The 8,405-nt window shown below is 41.0% G+C and carries 10 protein-coding genes; all 10 read left to right on the forward strand.

The genetic code is table 11. The features are described from left to right. Positions 1–49 precede the first annotated feature (49 nt). Positions 50–793: a tRNA (cytosine(32)/uridine(32)-2'-O)-methyltransferase TrmJ gene (gene trmJ, locus AB4128_RS16100; protein WP_055024671.1), complete on the forward strand. Its 744-nt coding sequence runs from the start codon at positions 50–52 to the stop codon at positions 791–793. Between the two features lie 55 nt (positions 794–848). Then, the gene (gene cysE / locus AB4128_RS16105) at positions 849–1,670 is read left to right on the forward strand and encodes a serine O-acetyltransferase (protein WP_055024670.1); all 822 of its coding nucleotides are present in this window, start codon (positions 849–851) and stop codon (positions 1,668–1,670) included. A 356-nt stretch (positions 1,671–2,026) separates the two neighbouring features. Continuing rightward, positions 2,027–2,488 carry a Fe-S cluster assembly transcriptional regulator IscR gene (iscR, locus tag AB4128_RS16110; RefSeq protein ID WP_055024669.1) on the forward strand — a complete coding sequence of 154 codons (462 nt, stop codon included), beginning with the start codon at positions 2,027–2,029 and terminating at the stop codon, positions 2,486–2,488. Positions 2,489–2,567: 79 nt separating this feature from the next. After that, a complete protein-coding gene (locus tag AB4128_RS16115; RefSeq protein ID WP_055024668.1) occupies positions 2,568–3,782 on the forward strand; it encodes an IscS subfamily cysteine desulfurase in 1,215 nt (404 codons plus the stop codon). Between the two features lie 39 nt (positions 3,783–3,821). Then, complete coding sequence (gene iscU / locus AB4128_RS16120; RefSeq protein WP_055024667.1) at positions 3,822–4,205, forward strand: Fe-S cluster assembly scaffold IscU; 384 nt, start codon at positions 3,822–3,824, stop codon at positions 4,203–4,205. Positions 4,206–4,218: 13 nt separating this feature from the next. Then, positions 4,219–4,542, forward strand: a complete 324-nt coding sequence (gene iscA / locus AB4128_RS16125) for an iron-sulfur cluster assembly protein IscA (protein WP_055024666.1) — start codon at positions 4,219–4,221, stop codon at positions 4,540–4,542. Positions 4,543–4,598: 56 nt separating this feature from the next. After that, positions 4,599–5,123 (forward strand): co-chaperone HscB, encoded by a 525-nt coding sequence (gene hscB / locus AB4128_RS16130; RefSeq protein WP_055024665.1) that lies wholly within the window; start codon positions 4,599–4,601, stop codon positions 5,121–5,123. Positions 5,124–5,201: 78 nt separating this feature from the next. Next, entirely contained in the window at positions 5,202–7,064 is a 1,863-nt protein-coding gene (hscA, locus tag AB4128_RS16135) for a Fe-S protein assembly chaperone HscA (protein WP_055024664.1), read from the forward strand. 8 nt (positions 7,065–7,072) lie between these two features. Further along, positions 7,073–7,408 (forward strand): ISC system 2Fe-2S type ferredoxin, encoded by a 336-nt coding sequence (gene fdx / locus AB4128_RS16140; protein WP_055024663.1) that lies wholly within the window; start codon positions 7,073–7,075, stop codon positions 7,406–7,408. A 268-nt stretch (positions 7,409–7,676) separates the two neighbouring features. Then, the gene (locus AB4128_RS16145; RefSeq protein WP_119969403.1) at positions 7,677–8,321 is read left to right on the forward strand and encodes a TetR/AcrR family transcriptional regulator; all 645 of its coding nucleotides are present in this window, start codon (positions 7,677–7,679) and stop codon (positions 8,319–8,321) included. Positions 8,322–8,405 lie beyond the last annotated feature (84 nt).

Raw genomic sequence — 8,405 nt, forward strand, 5'->3', positions numbered from 1 at the left:
GCTTGTGTTACTATCCGCAAAGTGTTTTTTTGAATGAAAAAGTAGTTTGATGTTAAGTAATATTCGCGTTGTTTTAGTTGGGACCTCTCATCCCGGAAATATCGGCTCTACAGCAAGAGCTATGAAAACCATGGGCTTATCTAACTTATATTTAGCTGAGCCACGAGTTCAACCTGATGGTCAGTCAATTGCACTTGCTGCAGGTGCAGCTGACTTGATAAAAGATATCACCATTGTTGACTCGTTAACTGAGGCGATTAAAGACTGTAGCTTGGTTATTGCGACCAGTGCACGTAGTCGCACCCTTGATTGGCCAATGCTTGTTCCAAAAGAAGCTGGTGAAAAATTAGCATTGGAAAGCGCTAAAGGGCCGGTAGCAATCGTATTTGGTCGTGAGAACCATGGTCTGAGCAATGAAGAACTGCAAGAGTGTACTTATCATGTGTCTATTCCTGCTAATCCTGAGTACAGTTCATTAAACTTGGCTCAAGCCGTACAAATTATTTGTTACGAAACCCGTATGGCGCATTTAGCATTAGATGAGCAAGAAACGATTGAAGAAGAATATCCACTTTCTGAGGATCTACAGCGCTTTTATGTTCATTTAGAGTCTACCCTGACGAAAACAAATTTTATTATCAAAAATCATCCAGGCCAAATCATGACTAAATTAAAGCGTTTATTCAGTCGTGCTCGAATTGAAACCGCTGAGATGAATATTTTACGTGGCATTTTGACTTCTATTGATAAAAAAATGCCACAAGAAAAAAGCAAAGACGATAAAGCTTCATAAGCCATTGTTAACTTAAATTTGACGTACAACTGAGTGGTAAAAGAAGGACTGTAACATGGGCGTGATAGCGCGATTAAAGGAAGATATCGAATCTATTTATCACCGCGATCCTGCGGCGAACAGTAGTTTTGAAATTTTAGTAAACTATCCTGGCATGCATGCGATATGGATCCATCGCATTAGTAATAAGCTATGGAATGCAAAGTGGCATTTATTGGCACGATGTTTATCGACCTTTTCGCGTTGGTTAACTGGCGTTGAAATACATCCTGGTGCAACCATAGGGAGACGCTTTTTTATCGATCATGGCATGGGTGTTGTGATTGGAGAAACGGCAGAAATTGGCGATGATTGCACTTTATATCATGGTGTCACCTTAGGTGGGACAACTTGGCAAGCAGGTAAACGTCACCCAACATTAGAGAACAATGTAGTTATTGGTGCAGGGGCACAAATACTGGGTCCAATTACTATGCACGACGGCGCAAGGGTTGGTTCAAACTCAGTTGTTGTTAAAGACGTGGCCAAAGATACCACCGTGGTGGGGATCCCTGGTCGGGTTGTAGCTTCGCCTTCGGCACAGTCAAAAGAGCAAACTGAGCGTCGCAGTGCGATGGCGAAGAAGTATGGGTTTGATGCCTATGCGGTATCACCAGATAACCCAGATCCTGTAGCGAGTGCAATTGGCCAAATGCTTGATCATATGCATTTGATGGACTCAAAAGTGCAAGAAATCTGTCAAGCGGTGCAAACCATGGGCGGTGAAGTTTGCACTGAAAAATTGCCGGAGTTGAATGTTGATGACTTTACAGAAGCAGAACAAGAAGCGGCTGAAAAACGTAAACAAGAGATAGACAAATTTGACCCAATTATCTAGGTCATTTTTTGAATTATCTGGCAATTTATTTTTGTTTGTTTATTCTTTTTGAAGCTTGAAAACGATAAAGCCGATCCCCATATTTTGGGTATCGGCTTTATTATTTGAGCAGATAAATAAGATCAATGTAAATTTTTATGACACAGCGCCGTTTTATCACATTATCGCCTAATAAATGAGTAACTGGCATTGAATCTTGCACTATAAAAAGGTTAAATAGCCGTGCAAATTTTTAGACCTAAAATTGTTAGACGCGAACGAGAGGAAATACTTGAGTAATTTAGTGGGTTAAATACTTGACTAAAATACTCAGGTATGATGAAATTGCCCTATAGTTTATGGGAGCAAAATACGTTATGAAACTGACATCAAAAGGTCGCTACGCAGTGACAGCTATGCTGGACGTTGCTATTCACTCAGCCACCGGGCCAGTTCCCTTAGCGGATATTTCTGAAAGGCAGGGAATATCGCTTTCCTACCTTGAGCAACTCTTCGCTAAACTTCGTAAACATGGTCTCGTATCTAGTGTTCGTGGTCCAGGTGGCGGTTATCGCCTAGGGCAAGAAGCGAATGATATCTCTGTTGGCATGGTCGTGCATGCTGTAGACGAGTCAGTTGATGCAACTCGTTGTCAGGGAAAAGGGAATTGCCAAAGTGGCTCCCGCTGTCTCACTCACTCTTTGTGGGGAGATTTAAGTAAACAGATTTCAGAATTTTTAGATGGCATTACCCTTGCTGGATTAATGGATAAACGCGATGTGCAATTTATCTCACTAAAGCAAGACGAAATGCAGAATGAGCATAGAGTTACTTTGTAATTTTGTGTTGATGTATCGATAACAATTATATGTACGTTGTAAGTGGTCGCACAGATGACCGCTCAGTACGGAGTGTATGATGAAGCTTCCTATCTATTTAGATTATGCCGCAACAACCCCTGTCGACAAACGTGTTGCCGACAAAATGGTTCAATTTATGACAATGGACGGTGTGTTTGGTAACCCAGCATCTCGTTCTCACCGTTATGGTTGGCAAGCCGAAGAAGCAGTTGATATTGCTCGTAACCAAGTAGCTGATTTAATCAATGCTGATCACCGTGAAATCGTTTTCACTTCTGGTGCGACTGAATCAAGCAACCTAGCAATCAAAGGTATTGCACATTTCTATAATAAGAAAGGCAAGCACATCATCACCAGTAAGACAGAGCATAAAGCAACACTTGATGCTTGTCGTCAACTTGAGCGTGAAGGTTTTGAAGTTACGTATTTAGAGCCAAGTGACAATGGAATTATCCCAATGTCTGTGCTTGAAGGTGCAATGCGTGACGACACTATTTTAGTGAGCATCATGCACGTGAACAACGAAATTGGTGTCATTCAAGACATCAATGCGATTGGTGAACTATGTCGCTCTAAAGGTATTTTCTTCCATATGGATGCTGCGCAAAGTGCAGGTAAATTACCGATTGATGTTAAAACAGTTAAAGTTGATCTGATTTCTATTTCTGGCCATAAAATGTATGGACCTAAAGGTATCGGTGCACTTTACGTACGCCGTAAACCACGTATTCGTTTAGAGTCTCAAATGCATGGCGGTGGTCATGAACGTGGTATGCGAAGTGGTACATTAGCAACTCACCAAATTGTTGGTTTAGGTGAAGCCGCTGCTATCGCTAAGCAAGATATGATTGAAGATAATGCGCGCATTTTGCGTCTACGTGACAAGTTATGGAATGGCATTAAACATATCGAAGAAACTTATATTAATGGCGATATGGAACAGCGCTACAGCGGCATCTTTAATGTGAGCTTCAACTTTGTTGAAGGTGAATCATTAATGATGGCCCTTAAAGATTTAGCCGTATCGTCTGGTTCAGCTTGTACTTCTGCAAGTTTGGAGCCTAGCTATGTACTACGTGCATTAGGCTTAAATGATGAAATGGCGCACAGCTCAATTCGTTTCTCAATTGGTCGCTTTACGACTGATGAAGAAATCGAGCATGCAATTAAAGTAATTGATGATTCTATCGGTAAGTTACGTGAAATGTCTCCACTTTGGGAGATGTTTAAAGATGGTATCGATCTGGACCAAGTTCAGTGGGCACATCACTAATACATTATTATCGATAGCGATAAACGGAGCAGAATTGTTATGGCTTACAGCGAAAAAGTAATCGAACATTATGAAAATCCACGTAACGTTGGTTCATTTGATAAAAATGACCCTTCAGTGGTAACAGGTATGGTTGGTGCACCAGCATGTGGTGACGTGATGAAGCTTCAACTTAAAATTGGCGAAAACGGCATCATTGAAGACGCTAAATTCAAAACTTATGGTTGTGGTAGTGCAATCGCGTCAAGTTCGCTCGTAACTGAGTGGGTTAAAGGCAAAAGTGTTGATGAAGCAGCAACAATTAAGAATGCTGATATCGCAGAAGAGCTTGCTTTACCTCCTGTTAAAATCCATTGCTCTATTTTAGCGGAAGACGCTATTAAAGCAGCATTAGATGAGTACAAATCAAAGCAAGACAAGTAATACCGGAGTTAAGATGGCAATTACAATGACCCCAGCTGCGGCTGAACGAGTGAAATCTTTCCTAGTTAATCGAGGAAAAGGCTTGGGTTTACGCCTAGGGTTAAGAACATCTGGCTGTTCTGGTATGGCTTATGTGCTTGAGTTTGTTGATGAAGCAAACGACGATGATGAGATTTACGAAATAGAAGGCGTTAATATCATCATCGATGCCAAGAGTTTTATTTATTTACAAGGCATTGAATTAGACTTTGTTAAAGAAGGCCTGAACGAAGGTTTCCAATTTAACAACCCTAATGCCAAAGGTGAATGTGGTTGTGGTGAAAGCTTTACTGTGTAATCTAATACACATAAAGCTTTACTGTCATTTACCCAAAAAGAGCATGATATCTGCCAATGAATTACTTTGAATTATTTCAAATAACACCTTCCTTTGATATCGACACCGCCAACCTTGCAGAGCGCTATCGCGAGCTGCAAAGGGCGGTTCATCCTGATAAATTTGCCAGCGAGTCTGAACAACAAAAACTGTTATCAGTGCAACGCACTGCGCAAGTTAACGACGGATACCAAACGCTTAAAAACCCATTAAAGCGCGCTGAACATATGTTAAGTCTTCGTGGTGTTGATATTAGCCATGAAACTACAACAGTGAAAGATACTGCTTTCTTAATGCAGCAAATGGAATGGCGTGAAGCGTTAGAAGATATTAAAGATAGCCAGCAAGCTGATGACTTAATCGAAGATTTATATCAATCATTTGCTGACTACGAGAAAACCCTATCGCAATCCCTTGCCCAATTATTAGCCACTAATGCAGAAAATGATGATTTATCTGCAGCTGATCAGATCAGAAAGCTGAAATTTATGGCAAAATTGCAAGATGAATTAGCAAGAGTTGAAGATTCATTGCTAGATTAACGCTGAGCTCTGTCAATTACAGAGCTTTTTGCTATCTACAATTAATGGTTCTTTTTCCCTCAAAATAACTGGATTAATATGGCCCTTTTTCAAATTGCAGAGCCCGGCCAAAGCGCCGCACCTCACCAGCACAGACTTGCAGTTGGCATCGATTTAGGTACAACTAACTCTTTGGTTGCAGCTGTTAGAAGTGGTGAAGCGTCAACCTTGCCAGATAATGACAATCAACACTCACTTCCTTCTGTGGTTCATTACGGCTCTGATAGTGTCGAAACGGGTTACGCGGCACAAGTTAAGTCTGCACAAGATCCAAAAAATACCATTGTCTCAGTCAAACGTTTTATGGGGCGCAGCTTAAAAGACATTCAGTCTGCAGAGCAAAACTTGCCATATGATTTTACCGCAAGTGAAAACGGGCTACCTGTATTTAACACGGCGCAAGGCGCAGTGAATCCAGTCCAAGTTTCAGCTGAAATTTTAAAGCCGTTAATCTCAAGAGCCGAAAAAACCCTTGGCGGTGACTTAGAAGGTGTTGTCATTACAGTACCTGCTTATTTCGATGACGCGCAGCGTCAAGGCACTAAAGATGCAGCAGAGCTTCTGGGAGTTAAAGTTTTACGTTTATTAAATGAACCCACGGCTGCTGCTATTGCTTACGGTTTAGACACTAAACAAGAAGGCGTTATTGCCATCTATGATTTAGGTGGGGGAACCTTCGATATTTCTATTCTTCGTTTGAATAGAGGTGTGTTTGAAGTATTAGCTACTGGCGGCGACTCAGCGCTTGGCGGTGATGACTTTGATCATCTGTTGCGTAATCACTTGCAAAGCGCAATGGGGTTGACTGAATTAACTGCTTCATTAAATAGACAGTTATTGATTGAATCTAGACGAGTCAAAGAGCAGCTAACTAATGATGAAACCAGCACAGCGAGTATTACGTTAGAAAACGGTGATGTATTAACTGCTGATGTTTCTAAAGCTGAATTTGAAGGGCTTATCGGTTCACTTGTTAAGAAAACGATTGCCAGTTGCCGTAGAACATTACGTGACGCTGAAGTCACCACTGATGAAATCATTGAAACGGTTATGGTTGGTGGTTCTACTCGTGTACCTTTAGTACGTGAACAAGTCGAACGTTTCTTTGGTAAAACGCCATTAACATCAATTGATCCCGATCGTGTTGTGGCTATTGGTGCAGCGATTCAAGCTGACATTTTAGTGGGCAATAAACCTGAATCAGATTTATTATTGCTTGATGTTATTCCACTGTCGTTAGGCATTGAGACTATGGGGGGACTGATTGAGAAAGTCGTAACCCGTAATACCACTATACCTGTTGCACGAGCTCAAGAGTTTACCACATTTAAAGATGGCCAAACTGCCATGGCTTTCCATGTGGTCCAAGGTGAACGTGAGTTAGTGGATGACTGTCGTTCATTAGCACGTTTCACTTTAAATGGTATTCCTGCACTAGCGGCAGGTGCTGCGCACATTCGTGTCACATTCCAAGTCGATGCTGATGGTTTACTGAGTGTCACAGCGATGGAAAAGTCAACGGAAGTTAAGTCAACGATTCAAGTAAAACCTTCATTTGGTTTATCTGATACTGAAATAGCGACTATGCTGAAAGATTCAATGAAGCATGCTAAAGATGACATCACGCGCAGAATGCTGGCAGAACAACAAGTTGAAGCTTCAAGAGTGGTTGAAACTTTATCTGCTGCATTAGCAAAAGACGCAGATTTACTTAATACCGAAGAACAAGCACAAATTCATGCTGCCATTGAACAGTTACAAATAACCGCTCAAGGTGATGATACCGATGCTATTGAAAAAGCGATTGAAGCACTAGATGAACAAACCCAAGAGTTTGCTTCACGTCGTATGGATAATTCTATTCGAGCAGCACTGAAAGGTCAGTCTGTCGATAATATATAGGTGATAAAATGCCGCAGTTAGTTTTTTTACCCCATGAAGAGCTGTGCCCAGACGGTGCTGTGTTAGAAGCTGAAGTAGGTGAAACTATTTTAGATGTTGCACTTAAAAACGGTATCCATATTGAACATGCTTGCGAAAAGTCATGTGCATGTACTACATGTCACTGTATTGTTCGTGAAGGCTTTGATGAGCTTGAAGAAAGTGATGAGCTAGAAGACGATATGCTTGATAAAGCATGGGGGTTAGAGCCAGAAAGCCGTTTATCTTGCCAGGCTAAAGTTGTTGACTGTGATATGGTGATTGATATCCCTAAGTACACCATTAATATGGTAAGTGAAGGGTAATCCTCAGTCGGCTACAGTGATTCATTATAGTTAATAATAAATCAACTAAGGAAGTCATAATGCTTCCTGTTAAAACCATAAAGCAATGACATGTGTCGTTGCTTTTTTTTTGTGACTAATGCTTATGCGTTGCTTTTTGAGATTGGCTTGGCGATCAGGGCATCAAGATTATCGTTGGTGCTAAATCTTATATGTTAGAGTTTTTGCATCATAAATTGTATGATGCAAAATAGTCTATCAACCTCTGTTTTTTTCAATGGAAATATGAATGTCAGCACCAGATTTACGCCCTAAACAAAAACGTAGCCAAGTCACGCATGACAAGTTTTTACAGTCTTTGCAACGGGCATTGAAGGTCAAGTACTTTGAACACATCAGCATAAAGGAACTGGCTGAAGGGGCAGGGGTTTCGGTTGGAACGTTTTATCGTCGCTTTGAAAATAAAGAGGCGCTATTGCCATTGTTATATGATGATTTTGGCCAGGAGCTTGGCAACTTTATCACAGAGCTCGAATGCCACGACTGTGATGGGTTAGAACAACAAGTAACACATCTTTGTCAGGCAACATTCCACTTTTTAGATGAAAGAAAAAGCGTTTTTAGAACGATACACCTTAACGCTAGGCTTCACCCTGATACCATTTTCACTAATCCTTCATTAGATAGAAATGAGGCTTACCAGCGCCTATCACAATTGCTACTTAATTTTATGGCGTCGGATGGCAAGGCGACCAAAGTGCAACAAAAAGCCGCTGATATGGTCATTTTTATGCTGATAAACAGTCTGCTTGATAAAATATTATATCCTTCTCTTACTCCTGCGATTGCTTGTTCAATGCCCAAAGATGAATTTGTTAAAGCTCTTGGGGTCATGCTGGGGAGCTATTTACAGTCTCAATTACACTTTGGTTGAGCAAAGTTGGTTAAACAAAGCTGTTAGCCTAGCTACTCACTGCAACCTTTGAGTTATAGTCGTGGCTTTAATTAGCTTTAATTA

The sequence above is a fragment of the Shewanella sp. 10N.286.52.A9 genome (genome assembly GCF_041468985.1).
In the GTDB taxonomy this organism is placed as follows: domain Bacteria; phylum Pseudomonadota; class Gammaproteobacteria; order Enterobacterales; family Shewanellaceae; genus Shewanella; species Shewanella japonica.

Bases quoted from the DNA above. Each gene is read 5' to 3' on its own strand.
- iscA (WP_055024666.1), top strand. From the start codon at position 4,219: ATGGCAATTACAATGACCCCAGCTGCGGCTGAACGAGTGAAATCTTTC.
- AB4128_RS16145 (WP_119969403.1), top strand. From the start codon at position 7,677: ATGTCAGCACCAGATTTACGCCCTAAACAAAAACGTAGCCAAGTCACG.
- AB4128_RS16115 (WP_055024668.1), top strand. From the start codon at position 2,568: ATGAAGCTTCCTATCTATTTAGATTATGCCGCAACAACCCCTGTCGAC.
- iscU (WP_055024667.1), top strand. From the start codon at position 3,822: ATGGCTTACAGCGAAAAAGTAATCGAACATTATGAAAATCCACGTAAC.
- iscR (WP_055024669.1), top strand. From the start codon at position 2,027: ATGAAACTGACATCAAAAGGTCGCTACGCAGTGACAGCTATGCTGGAC.
- cysE (WP_055024670.1), top strand. From the start codon at position 849: ATGGGCGTGATAGCGCGATTAAAGGAAGATATCGAATCTATTTATCAC.
- hscB (WP_055024665.1), top strand. From the start codon at position 4,599: ATGAATTACTTTGAATTATTTCAAATAACACCTTCCTTTGATATCGAC.
- fdx (WP_055024663.1), top strand. From the start codon at position 7,073: ATGCCGCAGTTAGTTTTTTTACCCCATGAAGAGCTGTGCCCAGACGGT.
- trmJ (WP_055024671.1), top strand. From the start codon at position 50: ATGTTAAGTAATATTCGCGTTGTTTTAGTTGGGACCTCTCATCCCGGA.
- hscA (WP_055024664.1), top strand. From the start codon at position 5,202: ATGGCCCTTTTTCAAATTGCAGAGCCCGGCCAAAGCGCCGCACCTCAC.